This window comes from Stappia indica (genome assembly GCF_020177335.1).
GTDB lineage: Bacteria > Pseudomonadota > Alphaproteobacteria > Rhizobiales > Stappiaceae > Stappia > Stappia indica_B.
The window spans coordinates 104,747-123,951 of sequence record NZ_JAIVMG010000003.1 but is presented as its reverse complement, the minus strand read 5'-3'; the positions used below and the strand labels follow the sequence as shown (position 1 = coordinate 123,951).

Genomic DNA, 19,205 nt, shown 5'->3' with positions numbered 1-19,205 from the left:
CATGCAAAACGGGCGCCCGCCGCGCAATGCGAGGGGCGCCCGTTTCATGTCCGAGAGGATAAGGCCGGCCAATGAGATGACCGGCCCGCCTCACATGATCGACGGCAGCAGGGTGATGATCGACGGGAAGGCGACCAGCCCGGCGATGGTCAGGATGTCGGCGACGAAGAACGGCACGCAGCCCCGGAACACCTCCTGCACCGGAATATCGTCCCGCACCCCGGCGACGACGAAGCAGTTCAGCCCGATCGGTGGGGTGATCAGGCACAGCTCCGCCATCTTCACCACCAGAATGCCGAACCAGATCGCGCAGAGTTCACCGGACATGCCGAAGGCGCTGTCGGCGGCCGACACCCCCTCCCCGCCATTCAGCGCCATCACCGCCGGATAGACCACCGGCAGGGTCAGGATCAGCATGCCAATGGCGTCAATGAACATGCCCAGCACCGCATAGGCGCACAGGATCAGGATCAGCACGACCCAGGGCGAGAACTCCAGCGAGACGATGAACAGCTTGAACGCCTCCGGCAGACCGGCAAAGCCGAGAAAGCGCACATAGACCAGGACACCCCAGATCAGGGTGAAGATCATCACTGTCAGCTTGGCCGTCTCATGCAGCGCCTGCCAGAGCTGCTTGCTCCTCATCCCGTTGACGAAGGCGCTGACCAGCACGACGAAGGCGCCCAGCGCGCCCGCTTCCGTCGGTGTTGCATAGCCGCCGTAGAGCGAGACGAAGATGATCAGCACCACGGCAACGATCGGCAGTGTTCCGGGCAGCGACGACAGGCGTTCGCCCCAGGTGAAGCCGCCGACCGCAGGGGCGTCGCCCTTCCACATGGACATGCCGACGATGATCAGCACATAGATCAGCGCCGAGAAGATGCCCGGCAGGAAGCCGGCAAGCAGGAGCTTGGCCACCGACTGTTCCACCAGAATGGCGTAGATCACCAGGATTGCCGAGGGCGGGATCAGCGAGGCGAGCGTACCGCCGGCGGCCACCACCGCGGCGGACAGCCGCTTGGAATAACCGACGGCGAGCATCTCCGGGATGGCGACCCGGGCGAACACCGCGGCGGTGGCGACCGAGGCCCCTGACACGGCGGCAAAGCCGGCGGTGGCGAACACCGTGCCGACAGCCATGCCACCCGGCAGCCAGCCGAGCCAGCGCTTGGCCGCCTCGAACAACTGGCGGGTGAACCCGGCGTAGAACGCCAGAAAGCCGATCAGGATGAAGGTCGGCAGCACCGACAGCGAATAGGTGACGGATTTGGAATGGGGAATGGTGCCGGCCATCTTCAGCGCCACCACCAGCCCCTTCTCGAAGCCGAGTTTCTGGGTGAAGATCGCGATCAGGCCGACCGTACCGACAAAGGCGGCGGCAAAGGCGACGCGCACGCCGAAGACGACGAGCAGCAGCAGCACACCGGTCATCACCAGGCCGATTTCAAACGGGGTCATCGGCCGGTTCCCTCCTTGCCGTCGGTTTCGTTTTCATCGCCGAAGGCGTCCTCGATCTCATGCCGGGCGGCCTCCTCGATGCCGGTGATCACCGGCACGGCAATCGGTTCGGCGGCAGGATGGCGGATCAGCCGCCAATAGCCGTAGATCTGCATGGTGAGCCGCAACCACAGGAGCGACAGCGCCACCGGGATCAGCAGTTTGGACGGCCAGATCGGCAGGCCGATGTCGATGGAACTGTCACCATTGGTCCAGGCCCGCTCGAAGTGGAACCAGGAACCGTAGATCAGCGCGGCGATCACCAGCCAGATCAGGAGGACGCCGACCAGTTCGGCGACCCAAAGGGTGCGGCCGCGCAACTGGCCGAGCACCAGTTCCATGCGGATATGCCCGCCGACCCGCTGGCAATAGGCAACGCCCATGAAGGCGAAGACCGCCATCGCCTGTTCGGTGATGTCGATGAAGCCGGGCACCGGCAGGTTGAAGAAATTGCGGCCGAGGATCTGGACCACGGCCAGCAGCATCAAGATGAGGATGCTGGCGGCGGCGATCAGGTTGAAGGCATTTTCCACGGCAAGCAGCCACCCGTCGAAACGGATATAGGTGCCGGGCCGGCCGGGAGAGGCGGAGGGCGATATCATGGGGAACTCCGGGCGAAAGCCAGCCGCCCGCCGCTCCGCGAAAGACCCTCACCCGCCGCGCGTCGTCGCGACACGGCACCGAACAGGACCTTCAGGGCGGAGGGCGACCGGCCAGACGCCCCCGGGAGCAGGATCACCCGGGGACGGCGGGCCGGGCCTTGCGGCGAACCGACTTTTTCAGTCAGGCAGCAGGCGGGCTGCGGGCGGGATCAGTTCAACTTCGACTGAACGAGATCGAGCAGCTCCTGCCCCGGAATGCCCTTGCCGTCCATCTCGACCACCCAGGCATCCCACAGCGGCTTGCCGGCCTTTTCCTTGAAGGCGACAAGCTCGTCCTTGGGGAAGGTGATCTGCTCGATCTTCAGTTCCTCAAGGGTCGGGTACCACTTCTCGTAGACCTTGTCGTAGGTCGCCAGATAGTGATCGATCGCCTCGTCGACGGAGGAATCCAGCGCCTCGCGGTAGTTTTCCGGCAGCGCGTCATAGGCGTCCTTGTTGACCACCACCGGGCAGTTCACCGTGCCCGGATTGAGATTGGTGGTCCACCAGTTGCCGGCCTCAACCGTCTTGAACGACAGATGCGCATGCGGAGCGAAGGAGGCCGCACGGACCGTGCCGCTGTCGATCGCCTGGAAGGTCTCCGAGGCGGTCACCGTGGTCGGAACCGCGCCGATGGTCTCCATCGCCTTGCCGATGCCGCCGAGCGCGCGCACGCGCATGCCCTCGAAATCCGACACCTTGGTCGGCGCATCCCCCTTGCCGACGAAATTGTACTGCGGCATCGGCGAGGACATGATCAGCTTGGCATTCCAGCGGGCGAGATCCTTTTCCACCGCCGGATGGGCGTAGACCGCCTTGTCGAGCATCACCTGGGTCTTGAGATCCGGCACGCCAAGAAACGGCAGCTCCAGAACGGTCAGGCTCGGGTTCTTGTCGGCGTGATAGGAGGCGCAGAACTGCGCCATCTCGAACGCGCCGATGGAAATGCCATCGAGGTTCTCACGCGATTTGGACAGCGCCTCGCCATAGGCCAGATTGAGGGTGAATTCGCCGTTGGTCTTGGCGCTGACCAGTTCGGCGAGCTTTTCGACATGCTCGGTGAAGGCCCGGCGCTTGCCCCAGAGCGAGACATTCCATTCCAGCGCGAAGGTCTCCCCGACGAAACCGGCGGAAAGCAGGGTCGCCGTTCCCAGAACGGCCAGTTTGCGGCTCAAAGTCATATTATTCCTCCCATAAAGCGCGTTCGGCACCGATTTTCCCGACGTGCTCCTGCGCTGACGTTCCGACAATCGAAACGCCGGTGGCTCCGTCCTCCACGGCACCGACCGGACACAGGCAAACGTCATGCCAGATGAGGGCGCACCTCCCGGGCGCAACCGATCATCGGCGCCAGCCCGCGTGATTTCGGTTGTTGTTGTCACGCGCGGCCACCAGCAAGAGTGACGCACCGCAGGGCATTCGGCAAGGTTTCGCCGATACTTCGCCGGTCATCGGCGGAAATCCGCTCACGCAGCGTCAGGAACCGGCCGCGCCTATCCGGAGCGGGTCAGACCGAGCCGGGCCATCTTTTCGTTGAAGGTGCGCCGGGGCAGGTCCAGCTCCTCGATCGCATCGGCGACGCGTCCCTCATGGCGGCGCAGGGCGTCCGCGATCACCTGCCGCTCGTAGCTTTCCAGAAGATCCTTCAGCCGCCCGCCCGGAGCCGCATTCGCCGCCCCCTCCACACGGCCGCCGGTGACAAGCGTGCGCACGCATGGGCTTCCCATCGCCCCGCTGAGCACATAGCGTTCCGCCGCGTTACGCAGCTCGCGCACGTTGCCGGGCCAATCATAGCCGGCGAGGAACGCCGCATCATCGGCGGACAGCGCCGGCACCTCCATCCGGTACTCGGCGGAAAACCGGTTGGCGAAGCTGTCGAACAATTGCCGCACATCGCCGCCGCGTTCCCTGAGCGGCGGAATGCGGATCTCGATGGCGTTGAGGCGAAACAAAAGGTCCTGCCGCAGCAGATTGTCCTCGACCGCCTGACGGGGCTCCATGTTCGCCGCGCTGACCATGCGCAAATCCACCGGCACCGGCGCCTTGCCGCCCAGCCGGTCCACCTCCCGCTCCTGCAGGGCGCGCAAGAGCTTCGGCTGCAGCGCCAATGGCATCGACGTCAGTTCGTCGAGAAACAGGACGCCACCATCGGCCTGTTCGATCCGCCCGGCGCGGGCCTTCTCCGCACTGGTGAAGGCGCCGGCCTCATGGCCGAACAGCTCCGCCTCGACCATGCTGTCCGGCAGGGCCGCGCAATTGACGGCAACGAAGGGGCCGGTCGCCCGGCCGGACAGCTCATGCAGCGCCCGGGCCACCACCTCCTTGCCGGTTCCCGTTTCGCCGATCACCAGGACGGAAGCATCGGTGGCGGCGAAATGAGCGATTTCCTCGCGCACACGGCGCATGGCCGCGCTGTCGCCGATGAGCCGCGCCTCCAGCCCGTCGCGGCTTTCGAGCCGGCGGATCAGCGCCCGGTTTTCCAAGATCAGCCGGCGATGATCGAGCGCCCGCGCAACCACCGCCGCCAGCACATCCGGATCGAACGGCTTTTCGATGAAATCGGCGGCCCCGCCGCGCATCGCCTCAACAGCCATGGGCACATCGCCATGGCCGGTGAGCAGCACCACGGGAAGTTCCGGATCGATGGCCTTGACTTTGCGCAGGAGATCCATGCCGCTCGCGCCGGGCAGCAGCACATCGGAAACGACGCAGCCGGGAAACGCCGGCGACAGGCGCTGCAAGGCGGTTTCCGCATCCACCGTTTCCACCGGCTCGTAGCCGGCAAGGCGCATCCATTGCCGCAGCCCTGCGCGCATGGCCGGGTCGTCATCGACGATCAGTACGGGCAGCCGATCCGGCTTGTCCGCCTCTGTTGTCGCCGGATCCGTCGTCGCCAGCCCCTCCACCGCCTTACCCCCCGTCATGCGTGTTCCGTTTCAGCAGCCTCACCTGCGGCCTCCACCGAGGCTGGCGCCTGCGGCAGCGCCAGCACGAAGGCGGCACCGCCCGCCGCGCTCTCGCGCACCGTCAGCGTACCGCCAAGGTCTTCCACGATCCGCGCGGAGATGGCAAGGCCGAGACCAAGCCCGGAGGCGGCCGGCTTGGTGGAGAAATACGGTTCGAAGATCCGTTCCCGCAATTCCGCCGGCACCCCCTCGCCATTGTCGGCGATTTCGATCCGAATCATGCCACCCTCGATCCAGCCCCGCGCGGAAACCCGTGGGCCGGGTGCAGCCTGGCAAGCGTCGATGGCATTGCGCAGCAGATTGACCAGAACCTGCTCCACCCGCAGCGGCGCGGTCGCCGCAATCAGCGGCGTTTCCGGCAGGGACAGATCGAGAGGAACCCCGGTTTCCTCGATGCGCGGACGGATCAGCTTGGCGCTGGTGCGCAGGCAGTCGCGCAGGTCCACCCTCTCGACGCGCGATTCCCCCGGCCGCGCGAAACGCTTCAGCTCCTGGGTCAGCGCCGCCATGCGCGCCTGAAGCGCATCGATCTCGCCAAGGTTTTCCCGAACCGACGCAAGGTCGCCCCGTTCCAGGAAGACCCGACTGCCGGAGACGAACATGCGCAGCGCCGCCAGCGGCTGGTTCAGTTCGTGCGACACCGCCGCCGACATCTCGCCGACGGCGGCCAGCCGGCTGGCCCGTGCCAGCCCGGTCTGGGCCTCGCGCAGTTCCGTCTCCACCCGGCGGCGCTCCTCGATTTCCTCAACGAGCCGCCGGTTGAACCGGCGCAGCCCCGCCGACTGGCGCCTGAGCCGCTGGCTGCGCACCACCAGCGCCGCAATCAGATAGACCAGCAGCAAGGCCACTGCCGCAGTCCAGACCAGGGCGCGCGGCGCGCGCACCTGTGCCATCGGCGTCAGATAGTGAATGGTCCAGTCGAGCAGACCGACCTTCAGCCGTGCCTGACGATACCCGGCGCCGCCGATCCTCAGAACCTCGGCGGCGGGCGCACCCTGTTGCAAGGCATTCAGGGGCACGCCGCCATATTGCTGATTGGCCCGGATCGCCGCCACCACCATGTCCGACAGCGGCGCGATCGAGGCATAACGCCAGTCGTCGCGCGAGCCGAGGAAGACGACCCCGTGCACATCGCTGACGAAGACGGTCTCGCCGCCATCGCGCCAGCTCCGCTCCAGCCGGTCCATGTTGACCTTGACCACGACCACCCCGGCGGCGGGGGCGCCTTGCGGCGTTGCCCGGGCGAAGAACATGCCGGGAATGCCGGTGGTGGCGCCGACAGCGAAGAACTGCCCTTCCTCGCCCTTGATCGCGGCGCGAAAATACGGACGAAACCCGTAGGAGCTGCCGACAAAGGACGTGGCCGTGTCGAAGTTACTGGCCGCCACCGTGCGCCCGCTGTCATCCATGATGTAGAGCGCTTCGGCGCCGGTGATCGCCGCCAGATCCTTCAGAAACCGGTTGGTGCTTGCGGCCCTGTCCGGCGCCGACAGAACGCCGACGGCGCGCGGATCGCGGGCCAGCACATGCGGCAGGTAGCGGAACTTCTCCAGCTCGCGCAAGATCGTCTCGCGGTAAAGGGTCAGGCGCTCGCGGGCCTTCAAGTCGCCGCGCAGGGCCGACCGGCCTTCAACCCACTCCGCCCCGAGATACGCGCCCAGGAGGATCGCCAGCGCCGGCAGCAGCAGCAAGGCGCGCCCGAGCCATGGTGGCAGGCGGGAGGCGGCGGGCAGCGCTGCGGATGGCGGCGCGCCTGTCTCGACGGTCATGGACAGGGGCGCGGCCTGCCCGTATTCCTGTTGGTCTGACATGGCGACAATCGTAGCGGCAGCGCCCTTGCCTGACCATCGCTGCCCGGAAAGGACATCGATGCAGTTTTCCCTCAACGAGGAAGAAATCCTGATCCGCGACAGCGCGCGCCGGCTGGCCGAGGAGCGCATCGCGCCGCTCGCCGAGGAGTTGGACCAGGGCGGCGGCCGCGCGGCGTTTCTCGCCAACCTGAAGCTGCTGGCGGAAAACGGCTTCATGGGTCTCAACGTCTCGCCGGAGTTTGGCGGCACCGGCGCGGGCGCCGTGGCCTTCGCACTGTCGGTTGAGGAGGTCGGCCGGGCCTGCGCCGCCACCGGCGTCACCGTATCGGTGACCAACATGGTGGCGGAGGTAATCGAGGCGGTCGGCTCGCCGGAGCAGAAGGCCGCCTATCTGCCACGGCTGACCGACGGCACCTATGCCGCCGGCGCCTTCTGCCTGACCGAAGCGGGTGCCGGATCCGACCCCTCGGCGATGAAGACGCGGGCCGTGCGCGACGGCAATCATTTCGTGCTGAACGGCACCAAGCTCTACATCACCTCCGCCGAATATGCCGGCGTCTTCGTGGTCTGGGCGGTCACCGACCGGGATGCGGGCAAGGGCAAGGGCATCAGCTGCTTCCTGGTGGAGGCCGGCACCCCGGGGCTGATCGTCGGCAAGGCGGAAAAGAAGATGGGCCAGACCGGCTCGGCCACCAATGAGGTGATCTTTCAGGACTGCCGGGTTCCCGCCAGCGCCATGATGGGGGTGGAGAACGACGGCTTCCGCATCGCCGTGGGCGAGCTTGCCGGCGGACGCATCGGTGTGGCCTCGCTGGCGCTGGGAATTGCCCAGGCGGCGATGCACCGGGCCAAGGCCTATATCAAGGAGCGCCAGCAGTTCGGCCGGGCCATCGCCGACATGCAAGGGGTGCAGTGGATGATCGCCGACCGGGAAACCGAACTGGAAGCGGCGCGGCTGCTGATTCTCCAGGCCGCCGCCCTGAAGGATGCCGGCAAGCCCTTCGCCCGCGAGGCGTCGATGGCCAAGCTGTTCGCCTCCGAGGCGGCACAGCGGGCGACCTACACCGCCCTGCAACTGCACGGCGGCGCCGGCTATATCCAGGATTACCCGCTGGAACGCTTTGCCCGCGATGCCCGGATCACAACGATCTATGAGGGCACGTCCGAAATCCAGCGGCTGATCATCGCCCGCGAGGCGATGAAGGCGGTTTAGCAGCTTTCCGCCCTTTTGGTGAAAAGCGCATTCAGTCCCTTGAAATATCAGGGCATGTGTTGATTGATTGATTCCGATCAAGGACCGGCGACGCGCATTGCGCGTAACGTTCCGCACAGACCAGCCGATGGCGTCAGGACAAGGGACGCGCCAACGGCTGCACAACGGAGGGACTATTTATGGCGATCAAGGACATTCTCACGGTGATCGACCTGGCCGGCAAGCAGCGCACGGCCCAGGCCGCGCTCGAGCTGGCACAGCGCACCGGTGCCCATGCCACCGGGCTTGCGGTTGCGTTCGAGCCGGTCGTGCCGGGCTTCATCGCCGCGCCGATGCCGCCCGACTACATCGAGGTCGCCCGCACCCAGGCGCTCAAGGCCGCCAACGATGCCGGAGCCGCCTTCAACGAAATGGCCCGCAAGGCCGGCGTCAGCGCCGAGGTGCGCACGGCGGAGATGATCACCGGAGGTGCCTCCGACCCGGTGGTCTCCCACTGCCGGCTGACCGATCTTGTCGTCATCGGCCAGGAAAATCCGGATGAGCCGGAGCCGATGCGGGAGATGCTGATCGAATCGATCCTGTTCGAGGCCGGCGTGCCGGTCATGGTGGTGCCGTATATCGGCGGCGGCCTGCCGATGAAGAACGTGCTCGTCGCCTGGGACGGCAGCCCGACCGCCAGCCGCGCGGTGCATGCAGCGCTGCCGCTCTTGCAGATGGCGGAAAAGGTCACCGTGATGATCGTCGAAACCGGCCGCCGCTCCGCTGGCGAACCCGGCACCGACATCGCCACCTACCTGGCCCGTCACGGTCTCGACGTCACCATCGACGTGGTGCCCCGGCCGCAGACCGGCGTTGCCGATGCGATCCTCAACTATGTCTCCGACAAGGGCATCGACATGATCGCCATGGGTGGCTACGGCCATTCGCGGATGCGTGAATTCCTGTTCGGCGGGGCGACCCGCGACATTCTCGCCTCCATGACCGTTCCGGTGCTGATGGCCCACTAGGCTTCTCTCGGGACGGCCGGGCTCCGGCCATCCCGAAGGACTTGACTGGACCACGTGGCCCCGTTCTGTCGCATGGTCGGTTCCGGCTCCATCCGGACCGGCGCCGGCAGCCGGGGCCTGCGCCCGACCTTCCCCGCGCGGGGCGCGTTCAGCGTCCGCGCGGGCGCTCTCCCGGGAGCGGCGTGCCGGCATGGCCGCGCCCGCGCTTCCCAGCCAGCGTAAAGGACACGAGCCGTGACGATACGCAATCTGGAGGGCCTGTTTCGCCCGACGTCCCTTGCCGTCGTCGGCCCCTGCCGACTTGGCCAACCGGCCTTCGACCTCTTGCTCTCCCGTCTGCAGGAGGCCGGGTTCGCCGGACCGAAAACCGTCATCGGTTGCGGCAAGGACCTGCCGGAGGGGTTCCGCCCCAAGCGCAGGCTGGCCGATCTCGACACACCGCCCGACCTGATGCTGCTGGTCGGCCCGCCGGAAGACGCGCCGGAGCTGATCCGCGCCGCCGGCGATGCCGGCACCCGCGCGGCCATCGCCCTGTCGCCAGGCTACGACCGCTGGGATGACGACCTCGTCACCCGTACCCTTCAGGCCGCCCGCCCCAACACCTTGCGCCTGCTCGGGCCCGGCAGCCTCGGCGTTGCCGCGCCGGCGGGCAAGCTTGCCGGCCATCTCGGGATTTCCCCGGCGGCGGCGGGCGATCTTGCCTTCATTGCCCGCTCCGGCACGGTGATCAACGCCACCCTGTCCTGGGCCCAGTCGAATGGCATCGGCTTTTCCGGCATTGCCTCGCTCGGCCAGCGAACCGATGTCGATGCCTCCGACCTGCTCGACTGGTTCGCTCTCGACTACAAGACCCGCGCCATCCTGGTGCATCTGGAGACCGTCGCCAATCCGCGCAAGTTCCTCTCCGCCGCGCGGGCGGCGGCGCGCACCAAGCCGGTGGTGATCCTGCGCTCCGGCGCCAGCCGCGAGCCGGCGGGCGTCGGCACCACCCATGCCGGGCGGATCGCGGTGTCCGACCGGGTGTTCGACGCGGCGCTGGCCCGGGCCGGCGTGCTGCGGGTGCAGGATATCGACGAGATGTTCGAGGCGGTGGAAACCGTCAGCCGGCTGAAGCCGGTCGCCGGCCATCGCCTTGGCATTGTCGCCACCGGCGGCAGCCTCGCCACGCTCGCCGCCGACCAACTGGAGCAGCAGGGCGGCACGCTCGCCCAGCTTTCCGAGGAAACCACTGCCAAGGTCGCGCCGCTGCAACGGGCCGGCCAGAGCACCTGCAATCCGGTCACCCTGCACGAAACCTCACCACCGGAGGCCTATGTGGAGGCGGTCACCACCTTGCTGGGCGACCGGGGCGTGGATGCGGTGCTCGCGGTGATCGGCCCTTCCGCCTTTTCACACCTCCAGCCGACCGCCGATGCGCTGGCCGCCGCCTATCGCGCCTACCGCCCCGCCTATGGCCGGCGCAAGCCGCTCCTGGTGGCGCTGGCCGCCGGGGCGCCGCTGCCACGGCAGGCGCTGGACAACGCCCGCATTCCCTGTCACGGCAGCGCCTCGGAAGCGGTGCGCGCCTTCATGCACCTGGTGCGCTATGCCGAAGCGCGCGAATTGCTGATGGCCGCGCCGCCGAGCCTGCCCTCCTCCTTCTCACCGCTGGCGGAGACCGCCCGAGCGCTGGTGCATTCGGCGCTGGCGCAAGGTCGCAGCGCCCTCACCCCGGCGGAAGTCCGGACCATCCTGCAGGCCTATGACATCCCGCAGGTGCCGAGCACGATTGCCTCCACCCCCGCCGACGCGGCGGATGCGGCACGCGAATTGCTGCAGCAACATGAGCGGCTGGCGCTGAAGCTGACCTCGCCGCAGCTTCCGTTCAAATCCGATGTGGGCGGGGTGATCCTCGACCTCAAAAGCCCGGAGGAGGTGGAGCGAGCTGCCGGCGATCTGATCGACCGGATCACCGCCGCCCATCCGGATGCGGATATCACCGGCATCGTGCTGCAACCGATGATGCGGCACCAGCACGCAAGCGAAGTGTTCATCGGCCTGGCCGACGATGCCACTTTCGGCCCGGTGATCCTGTTCGGCAGCGGCGGTACCGCCGTGGAAGTCACCGGCGACGTGGCCATGGCCCTGCCGCCGCTCGATCTCAATCTCGCCGAGGAACTGATCGGCCGGACCCGGATCAGCCGGCTGCTGGACGGGTTCCGCAACCGGCCCAAGTCCGACCTGCACGCCATTGCCCTCACCCTCGTCAAGGTGGCACAGATCGCGGTGGACGTGCCCGAAATCCGCGAGATGGACATCAACCCGCTGTTGACCGACCACACCGGGGTTCTGGCGCTCGACGCACGCATCACCATTGCGCCGGCCACCGTCCACCCGGGACGGCGGGCCACCTCGCGCCTTGCCATTGCCCCTTACCCAAAGGAATGGGAGCGCCATCTGACGCTGAAGGATGGGTCGGAAGTGTTCGTGCGTCCGGTCAGGCCCGAGGATGAGGAGCCCTACCGGCAGTTCTTCCAGAAGGTTTCGCCGGAGGATCTCCGGCTGCGGTTCTTCGCGCCCGTCAAGGAGTTCAACCACGCCTTCATGGCCCGGCTGGTCCAGCTCGACTATTCGCGCGCCATCGCCTTCGTCGCCAGCGACCCGCAGAGCGAGGAAATCCTCGGCGTGGTCCGGCTGCACGCGGATCCCGATCACCGCACCGGCGAATACGCGATCCTGGTGCAATCGACGCTGAAGGGGCGCGGGCTCGGCTGGGTGCTGATGCAGCTGATCATCGACTATGCGGTGGCCGATGGCATCGAGACCATCAAGGGCGAGGTGCTGAAGGAGAACACCACCATGCTGGCCATGTGCAAGGGGCTGGGGTTCTCCGTCAAATCCTCCCTGGACGATGACGCCATCGCCGTGGTCACCCTGCCGGTGGCCGAGATCCGCCAGCGGCGCGGCTGACCTCCCGCAAGGGCCGCCGCGCCCCGAAGCTGCCAAAACCACCCGGCACCGACGTGCGGCCCGGGTGGTCCGTCCGGTCAAGAGTTGCCTAGCCGGCGCGGATCTCGGACAGGGAGCGGGTCGGAGTGATCGCTTCCTTGTCGAGTTTCAGATGCAACAGGGCCGGCCGACCCGAGGCCACCGCGCGCTCGAAGGCCGGACCGAAGGCCTCGGCCGTCTCCACCGTCTCCGCGTGGGCACCATAGGCGCTGGCGAACACAGCAAAGTCCGGATTGACCAGGGTGGTGGCCGAAACCCGCCCGGGGAAGTCCCGCTCCTGATGCATCCGGATAGTGCCGTACATGCCATTGTCGACGACGACCAGGATGATTGCCGCCCCTTCCTGCGCCGCCGTGCCGAACTCCTGCATGGTCATTTGCAGGCAGCCATCGCCGGCGAAGCAGACGACCGTCCGCTCGGGGAACTTCAGCTTGGCCGCAACGGCAGCCGGCAGGCCGTAGCCCATCGAGCCGCTGGTCGGCGCAAGCTGGGTGTTCATCCGGCGGAAGCGATGGAACCGGTGCACCCAGGTGGCATAGTTGCCCGCGCCATTGGTCAGCACCGCGTCGTCCGGCAGGTTCTGTTCCAGCCAGTCCATCACATCGGCCATCTGCAAGGATCCGGCCACGCGCGGGCGGGCACCGGACCAGTCGAGATAGGCCTGATGCGCCTCACCGGCCGCACCGCTCCAGCCGATCGCCGCCGGCGGCTCGATGCCTTCCAGAGCCGCGCAGAAACCGACAGGCGTTGCATGAATGGCCAGCGACGGCCGATAGACCCGGCCAAGCTCCTCCGCGTCGGCATGGACATGCACCAGATCCTGGCGCGGCTCCGGGCTGTCGAGCAGCGTATAGGACTGGCTCGGCATTTCCGACAGGCGGCCGCCGACGAGAAGCAAAAGGTCCGCATCCCGCACCCGTTCGGCCAGGGCCGGGTTGATGCCGATGCCGACATCGCCGGCATAGCAATCATGCAGATGGTCAAACAGCATCTGCCGGCGGAACGAACAGGCGACCGGCAGTTCGAAACGCTCGGCGAAGCGGGTGAAGGCATCGCGCGCCGCCTCCGTCCAGCGGCTGCCGCCGAGAATCGCCAGCGGACGCTTCGCCGCCCAGAGGCGCTTTTGCAGCTCCGCCATCTGCGACAGCCCGGGGTGGGTTTCGAGCGGCGTGAAGGCCCGCAGCACCGCCACTTCCGCCGCAGCGGCGAGCATGTCCTCCGGCAACGCCAGCACCACCGGCCCGGGACGCCCGGAGGTGGCCGTATGGAAGGCGCGTGAGATCATCTCCGGCATGCGGGCCGGATCCTCGATCTCGGCCACCCACTTGGCAATGCCGCCGAACATCTGGACGTAGTCGACCTCCTGAAAGGCGTCGCGACCGCGCATTCCCTGTTCGATCTGGCCGACGAACAGGATCATCGGCGTGGAATCCTGCTGCGCCACATGCAGGCCGGCGGCCGCATTGGTCGCGCCCGGCCCACGGGTCACCATGCAGATGCCGGGGCGGCCGGTCATCTTGCCGAAGGCCTCGGCCATCATCGCCGCCCCGCCTTCCTGCCGGCAGACGGTGACCGGAATTGCCGCATCATGCAGCGCATCGAGCACCGGCAGATAGCTTTCGCCCGGCACGCAGAACACGCGCTCGACCCCCATCTGCTCCAGCGCCGCGACCAGCAACTGTCCCCCTGTGCCGGATATCCGGCTGACCTTGGCCATGTCCATCTCTTCGCCTCTCCCGGACCGACAAGGGTCCCGTCCTCACATGCAAGCACTGTCCTTGCATATACACCGACGCAAAACGGCCGCGCAAAAGCGCGACCGTCCGCAACCTATTCCAAACCGGAATGATGTTTCGATTGTCTGGATCGACGGGGCGCCGACTAAAGGTCCTGGACCGTCACCACCTGGAAGGTGTGCAGGTCGCCGTCCTCATCCTTGATGGAGACGTATTCGCCAGGATGGAACGCATGGCTGCCAAAGCGGTAGCCGGCCTCGTCATCCTCATCGCCCTCGATATCGTAGTGAAAGGCCCAGGATCCGCCCGGCCGATGGCGCAGGTGACCGATATCCTCCTCCTCATCGGCCCAGAAGCGGCGAACCCGGCACTGGTCGCGGTGCTTCTTCCACGCGCCCGCGTCGATATGGCCATCGGCGTCGAGCGGCGCGATGAACTCATAGCCGTGGCGCGGCGAGCCGTTGGGGAACTCCTTGGTCCGGGCCAGGTTCAATCTGATCTTCTTCAAGCCCAGGTCAGCGGTCATGTGGGCGCATCCTTCCTCGATTCAGGTATCTTTGACAGCAGTTTACCCATTTTCCCGCAAGCCTCACAGGCGTCAAATGATGGAAATCAAACCCAAGGGTCTCCCCTCAATAGCCGCCCCTCTTTTCCCCATCTGTGAAAGATCGGACAGGCGCGCGCCAGACAGCGCCCAAAAAAAGGGCGGAGCTGTTGCCAGCTCCGCCAGGATGCGCCCGTCACAGCCCGGGAGGGAAGACTTCAAGAAACACCGACGCGCATTGCCCTTTCATGATCCCCAATCAAACTGCCAGCCGTCACGCCCCCCAAGCCGCTAGCCGGCGATGGCAGAAATTTCCGCATGCGCCTGGGCCGCCACGCCGGCGCCGGCCCGGCGTCGTCGGCCCCGATAGGCCAGCCGAAGATGAAAGTCGCAATAGGAGCGGCTGCCCTCGGCCGGGCAGTTGCAAAACCGAAAGTCCGGGTCCACCGGATCGCCGATCGGCCATTTGCAGACGCCGCCGGTCAGGGTCATCAGCTTGCCCCAGTCCTGTTGCGACGCGCCGGAACGGCCGGCCTCGAAACTTGCCCGGGCCAATTCCCGGTCGATCCGGGCGCTCACCCCCTCAACCCCGGCCTCCCGTGAGAGCCCCGCATCTTCCGCCAGCGCCGCAGCCGGGGCACCGCCAATGCAGGCGAGCGACGGCCGCCCACGCAACGGACGCTGTTTCGGTCGATGGGTCATGGTGGCGGATCGCTTGGGCAAGCCCATCCGATGGGCCTTGCCGATCACCGCATTGCGGGTCACCCCGGCGATGACATAGGCGATCTGCCGAGCGCTGAGGCCCTGCCGCCAGAGTTTCCGCAAGAGGTCTTCACGTTCGCTTGTCCAGGTCATGTCTAGCCCCAATCCTTTTGTCATTGGAGGCCCCATGCACAGGCACAAAGGGCCCCTGTTCCGCCGGCGCCTTGGTCTGGAGCGGGCCGGTCGGCATTATTCAATTGACGCTGTGTCGTAATGCAGGAGGTTTCCGCGAACGTCCTCGAGCAGCGAGAATGCACCCCTCCCCGGGAAGCCTCTCGTCAATCTCCGATAAATTATGGTAAATGTTATATTAATCCGTCAATCACTCTTTATTTTCACTTTGGAATTCGAAATCCCCTTCCGAAATCACCTTCCTTATTGCAGAAATAACTATTGAAACGACATCAGAATTGAATTTCCTGTTCACTTCATTGTCAGACTGACCAGGATGTGCGAAATTCATACGTCCCGAGATGGAGAAAACAAGTTTCTGGTTCTCTTTCCTTGCCTCTATCCATCCATCCGCACACATTTTTTCTATTTTTCTCCGGACTGTTGAGTATGGAATGTCTGTCTCTTCTGAAATAAGGTCGATATCCGGATCTACCCCATTCGTCTCCGCGATTGAAATCGTCGTTATGATCATCAGACTTCCTAGGTCACGAACGTTATATTCATCCATGAACCTGAACATGAGGCTGAAGAACATTTCATAGAGGCGTAAGATTCTACGTGAATGACCAGAATTCCTTCCGTCTTCCATGAACACCCCCCTGTTCCGCCAGTCCTGCTTCGTCAGTTTGACAAAGGTAGCGGCGCTTTCGACCGCGACGAACCGACAAAAGAGCCGCCAGTCCCCGCCAATATCGCCCCGAACGACCCGGACGCGCGCCCTCTCTGCGCGCCCCCGCCAAGGGCGTCAGTCGCTCGCCACGTCGACCACCAGCTTCATGATCGAACGGATCATCTCCCTGCTCATCTCGCTGTCCGAGCCAGTAGAGCGCTCCGGCGGCGCTGCCCAGGGATCGGCGGGCGGGGCGGACGACCAAAGGTAAACAACCGATTTGCCGCACCGCTCCTTCTCCACCGTTCCCTTGCGCAGGTGGGCGCGCAGGCGGCGCTCTACACTGGAGCGTGACATGTTCAGCTTTTCCGCCAGCAGGTCGGCATCCATCGGCGCGCCCCGCAGATCGGCAATGCCGATCAGCACCAGCATCAGCACGTCGTCGCCGTCGCGCGCACCGAAACGGTCCTGAATCTGCAAGGTCATTTCATAATAGGTCTCAAGCAACCGCCGCGTTCGATAGGCGGTTCCGGATTGTTCCTGCCGCCGCGCCCCTTGCGTCACTCAAGCCTCCCCAACAGACCGCCACCGGCGGCGGAACCAGAAAGCAACACTGTCAGGAACCGCCAGCGCCGTGAAGCCCCGATCCGTCCCTGCAACCGGATCGCCCTCAAATTCCATCTCTGATTGCAAACGCATCAATAATCGGCAATATTTTGAGGTCATTTTCAGAAAACCATAAATTCGGAAATCATGAACAGACCCAAAATCACCATTGGCGTTCCCGTATACAATGGCGCGCCCGCTATTCGCGACTGCCTCGCCGCGCTCGAAAACCAAACTTACGAAAGCTACGAGGTTCTGATCTTCGACAATGCCTCAACCGATGAAACGGAGGCGATTTGTCATGAATTCTGCGAAAAGAACGACAATTTTCAGTATTTCAGGAATGCGGAAACGGTCCCTGCCACCGAAAATTTCGAACTCTGCCTGACCCATGCACACGGTGACTACTTCATGTGGCGTGCTCATGACGACCTAAGCGACAGCCATTACCTAGAGGTTCTGAGTGCGGCGCTCGATGCGGATCAAGACGCTTGGCTTGCCTGCACCACCTGCACCTGGAACGACCTGCCAGCCGACTACAACAAGACCTTCAACACGACGAATACGGTCGGCCTATCGCAATTCGCACGGCTAAAGACCCAACTTATCGAATGCGCGCCTTTGTGGTTCTACGGCCTTTACAGACGCGAGCCACTGATCCCTGCCTTCGCCGAGTTGAAAGCCCTCGACGCTCAGTCGATCTACCACTGCGATATCTTGTACCTCTGCATAATGCTCCTCAAGGGCCGGATCGTCACGACCCCAGGCGCAACGTTCACGGGCCGAAGACTGGTGGCGAAGAATGTCGGATACGACAAGGTCTCCAGCGACGACCATGCGCTCGCCATTTCCACCTACTGGGAGATCCTGCGCATGGCACGCGCGGAGTGGACCTTCGGCCCGCTCCGCCGGCTGATCATCTATGCGCTCGCCCTCAGATATCTCGACCGGCGCGTCGTTCGCCTGAAACCCCATTTGAAACGGCGTCTTCGCGAACGATGGGCAGCATAGTCCGGACGAGTCCGACGGTGACAGGCGGCCTGACGCCGCCCCTAGCCTTCCGGGGCTTGCACCCGGTTAGCGCGCCTCGGCCCCCATGCCGGTTCGCCGGTTGATCAGCAAGCCCAAGACCAGCGCCAACGCACCGATGCCCAGGGCAACAGCGAACAGCGATGTCAAATCCGTGGCCGCCGCTCCGGCGAACACCATCAGCATCATGCCGGTGGTCATCGCCGCGAAACTGCCGGCGTTGACAGCCGGCAGCGAGGGCAGCGGACACTCGGCGACGACCTCTGCCTGACAGACCATGAACGCCACCTCGAAAAGTGCCATGAAGACCCCGTAGAGAACCAGCATCGCCTCCGTGCCCAGCGGCAGGAAGATCGCGAGGCACCCCAGGGCCGTGGCGACCAACAAGGGTAAGGCGCTGGAATAGGCCGGCACATGCCGGCTGAGGCGCCCGGCGAAGAGCGCTCCGGCAACGATGCCGACGCTGGCAACCAGTTGCACATACATTGTGCCGTCCAGCGACATGCCGAGATAGCCGAAGGCAAATTCCGACCGCGCCACGTTGTGAAAGCCCTGATACAGCGACACGATCACGATGAGATAGAGCAAGGCTCGGCGCAGCAGCGCATTTTTCGCCACCACCGCTCGGGTTTCACGCCAGAGCGCGGCGACGCCGGAAAACGCTCCCCCCATCCCGATCGTCAGCTTGCGGAAGCTCAGGTAGAGGCAGCCGGAGGCGACGAAGGACAGGGCGTCGAGCGCCGCGATCTCCACCACCGTCAACCGGTCGACCAGCAGGATGCCGACGAGCGGTCCGACGCCGAAGGCGAGATATTGCGCCGTGGAGAAATAGGCAACCGCCGCCTTGAGATGCTCCGGCGGCACATGCACCTTCAACGGCAGCACCCGCAGCGATCTGTTGATGGCATCGAGGACGCCATGGATCGCCAACAGCACCAGACATGCCACCAGCGACACCGGAAAGACAAGCCCCGCTGCGATGACCATCACTGCCGCCAGAAAATCCGCCCACGCCAGCAACATGACCGGCTGGAACCGCTGCGCCAGCCAGGCGACCGCAGGCGGGCTGAGAATCGCGAGGATCCACTGGCTGGCAAAAACCGCCGCCGACCAGAAGGCCGAACCGGTTTGCGCGTAGACCACCGTGGACAGGGTCAGCAGCAGCAGGAACGTTCCGGACATGGACAGGAAGACGGCGAGCCAGGAGCGCAGGTAGATGGTGTCCAGCCAGATACGGTAGTTCGGATAGGAGGACGGCTGTTCGCTCTTTGCCAGAAAGGACATGACCAGGGCTCGCTTTCCGCCTGCCGCCAAGGGCCCAATCTGGAAGGCGGTTCAAGCGCCCTGTCAAGGGCACGCACGCCCCCCAGCACGGGCGCCCCCTGGCCGCCGCCGTCCACGCACAAAAAACCCGCCGCCTTTCAGCGCCGGGACCGGAACGAACAGTCAAGTCAGGAAGAAATGGTACAGACGGTTGGAGTTGAACCAACGACCTTCGGAGCCACAATCCGACGCTCTAACCAACTGAGCTACGTCTGCACATCGATTGGTGGCGGAACCTAGTGGCAATTTCGCCTGAATGCAAGAGCCTGCATCCCGCTTGCGCCACCCGTGTCCACAG

Annotated in this window: 15 protein-coding genes and 1 tRNA gene; 4 read left to right on the top strand and 12 right to left on the bottom strand. The window is 65.3% G+C overall.

Features of this window, described 5'->3' with window-relative positions:
- Positions 1 to 90 precede the first annotated feature (90 nt).
- The 5 genes from LC062_RS04915 to LC062_RS04895 all read right to left on the bottom strand — a co-directional run bounded on the left by LC062_RS04915 (position 91) and on the right by LC062_RS04895 (position 6,915).
- The gene (locus LC062_RS04915; protein WP_224909923.1) at positions 91 to 1,458 is read right to left on the bottom strand and encodes a TRAP transporter large permease; all 1,368 of its coding nucleotides are present in this window, start codon (positions 1,456 to 1,458) and stop codon (positions 91 to 93) included.
- Entirely contained in the window at positions 1,455 to 2,099 is a 645-nt protein-coding gene (locus LC062_RS04910; protein ID WP_224909922.1) for a TRAP transporter small permease subunit, read from the bottom strand. Before LC062_RS04910 ends, LC062_RS04915 begins: the two co-directional genes overlap by 4 nt.
- A gap of 209 nt (positions 2,100 to 2,308) precedes the next feature.
- A complete protein-coding gene (locus LC062_RS04905) occupies positions 2,309 to 3,319 on the bottom strand; it encodes a C4-dicarboxylate TRAP transporter substrate-binding protein (protein ID WP_224909921.1) in 1,011 nt (336 codons plus the stop codon).
- 312 nt (positions 3,320 to 3,631) lie between these two features.
- Positions 3,632 to 5,062, bottom strand: a complete 1,431-nt coding sequence (locus LC062_RS04900) for a sigma-54-dependent transcriptional regulator (RefSeq protein WP_224909920.1) — start codon at positions 5,060 to 5,062, stop codon at positions 3,632 to 3,634.
- Entirely contained in the window at positions 5,059 to 6,915 is a 1,857-nt protein-coding gene (locus tag LC062_RS04895; protein ID WP_224909919.1) for a sensor histidine kinase, read from the bottom strand. Before LC062_RS04895 ends, LC062_RS04900 begins: the two co-directional genes overlap by 4 nt.
- A 58-nt stretch (positions 6,916 to 6,973) precedes the next feature.
- Here LC062_RS04895 and LC062_RS04890 point away from each other — a divergent pair, with 58 nt between their 5' ends.
- The 3 genes from LC062_RS04890 (at position 6,974) to LC062_RS04880 (ending at position 12,084) form a co-directional block, all read left to right on the top strand.
- On the top strand, positions 6,974 to 8,128 hold the full coding sequence (locus LC062_RS04890; RefSeq protein WP_224909918.1) for an acyl-CoA dehydrogenase family protein: 1,155 nt from the start codon (positions 6,974 to 6,976) through the stop codon (positions 8,126 to 8,128).
- Positions 8,129 to 8,307: 179 nt separating this feature from the next.
- Complete coding sequence (locus tag LC062_RS04885; RefSeq protein WP_224909917.1) at positions 8,308 to 9,135, top strand: universal stress protein; 828 nt, start codon at positions 8,308 to 8,310, stop codon at positions 9,133 to 9,135.
- 234 nt (positions 9,136 to 9,369) lie between these two features.
- A complete protein-coding gene (locus LC062_RS04880; protein ID WP_224909916.1) occupies positions 9,370 to 12,084 on the top strand; it encodes a bifunctional acetate--CoA ligase family protein/GNAT family N-acetyltransferase in 2,715 nt (904 codons plus the stop codon).
- Positions 12,085 to 12,172: 88 nt separating this feature from the next.
- Here the strand turns inward: LC062_RS04880 and LC062_RS04875 are convergent, their stop codons facing one another.
- From LC062_RS04875 to LC062_RS04855, 5 genes are all read right to left on the bottom strand, one after another.
- Positions 12,173 to 13,846, bottom strand: coding sequence for a thiamine pyrophosphate-binding protein (locus LC062_RS04875; protein WP_224909915.1), 1,674 nt, complete (start codon positions 13,844 to 13,846; stop codon positions 12,173 to 12,175).
- 158 nt (positions 13,847 to 14,004) lie between these two features.
- Positions 14,005 to 14,385, bottom strand: coding sequence for a hypothetical protein (locus LC062_RS04870; RefSeq protein WP_224909914.1), 381 nt, complete (start codon positions 14,383 to 14,385; stop codon positions 14,005 to 14,007).
- Between the two features lie 309 nt (positions 14,386 to 14,694).
- Positions 14,695 to 15,258, bottom strand: coding sequence for a GcrA family cell cycle regulator (locus LC062_RS04865; protein WP_224909913.1), 564 nt, complete (start codon positions 15,256 to 15,258; stop codon positions 14,695 to 14,697).
- Positions 15,259 to 15,487: 229 nt separating this feature from the next.
- Positions 15,488 to 15,934, bottom strand: coding sequence for a helix-turn-helix domain-containing protein (locus tag LC062_RS04860; RefSeq protein WP_224909912.1), 447 nt, complete (start codon positions 15,932 to 15,934; stop codon positions 15,488 to 15,490).
- 150 nt (positions 15,935 to 16,084) lie between these two features.
- Positions 16,085 to 16,513, bottom strand: a complete 429-nt coding sequence (locus LC062_RS04855) for a helix-turn-helix domain-containing protein (RefSeq protein ID WP_224909911.1) — start codon at positions 16,511 to 16,513, stop codon at positions 16,085 to 16,087.
- A 189-nt stretch (positions 16,514 to 16,702) separates the two neighbouring features.
- Between LC062_RS04855 and LC062_RS04850 the strand changes: the two genes are divergently transcribed.
- Positions 16,703 to 17,566: a glycosyltransferase family 2 protein gene (locus tag LC062_RS04850; RefSeq protein ID WP_224909910.1), complete on the top strand. Its 864-nt coding sequence runs from the start codon at positions 16,703 to 16,705 to the stop codon at positions 17,564 to 17,566.
- Between the two features lie 66 nt (positions 17,567 to 17,632).
- Here LC062_RS04850 and LC062_RS04845 read toward each other — a convergent pair whose 3' ends face one another.
- The gene (locus tag LC062_RS04845) at positions 17,633 to 18,868 is read right to left on the bottom strand and encodes an MFS transporter (protein WP_224909909.1); all 1,236 of its coding nucleotides are present in this window, start codon (positions 18,866 to 18,868) and stop codon (positions 17,633 to 17,635) included.
- A 178-nt stretch (positions 18,869 to 19,046) separates the two neighbouring features.
- A tRNA-His gene (locus LC062_RS04840) sits at positions 19,047 to 19,123 on the bottom strand.
- Positions 19,124 to 19,205: the final 82 nt, after the last annotated feature.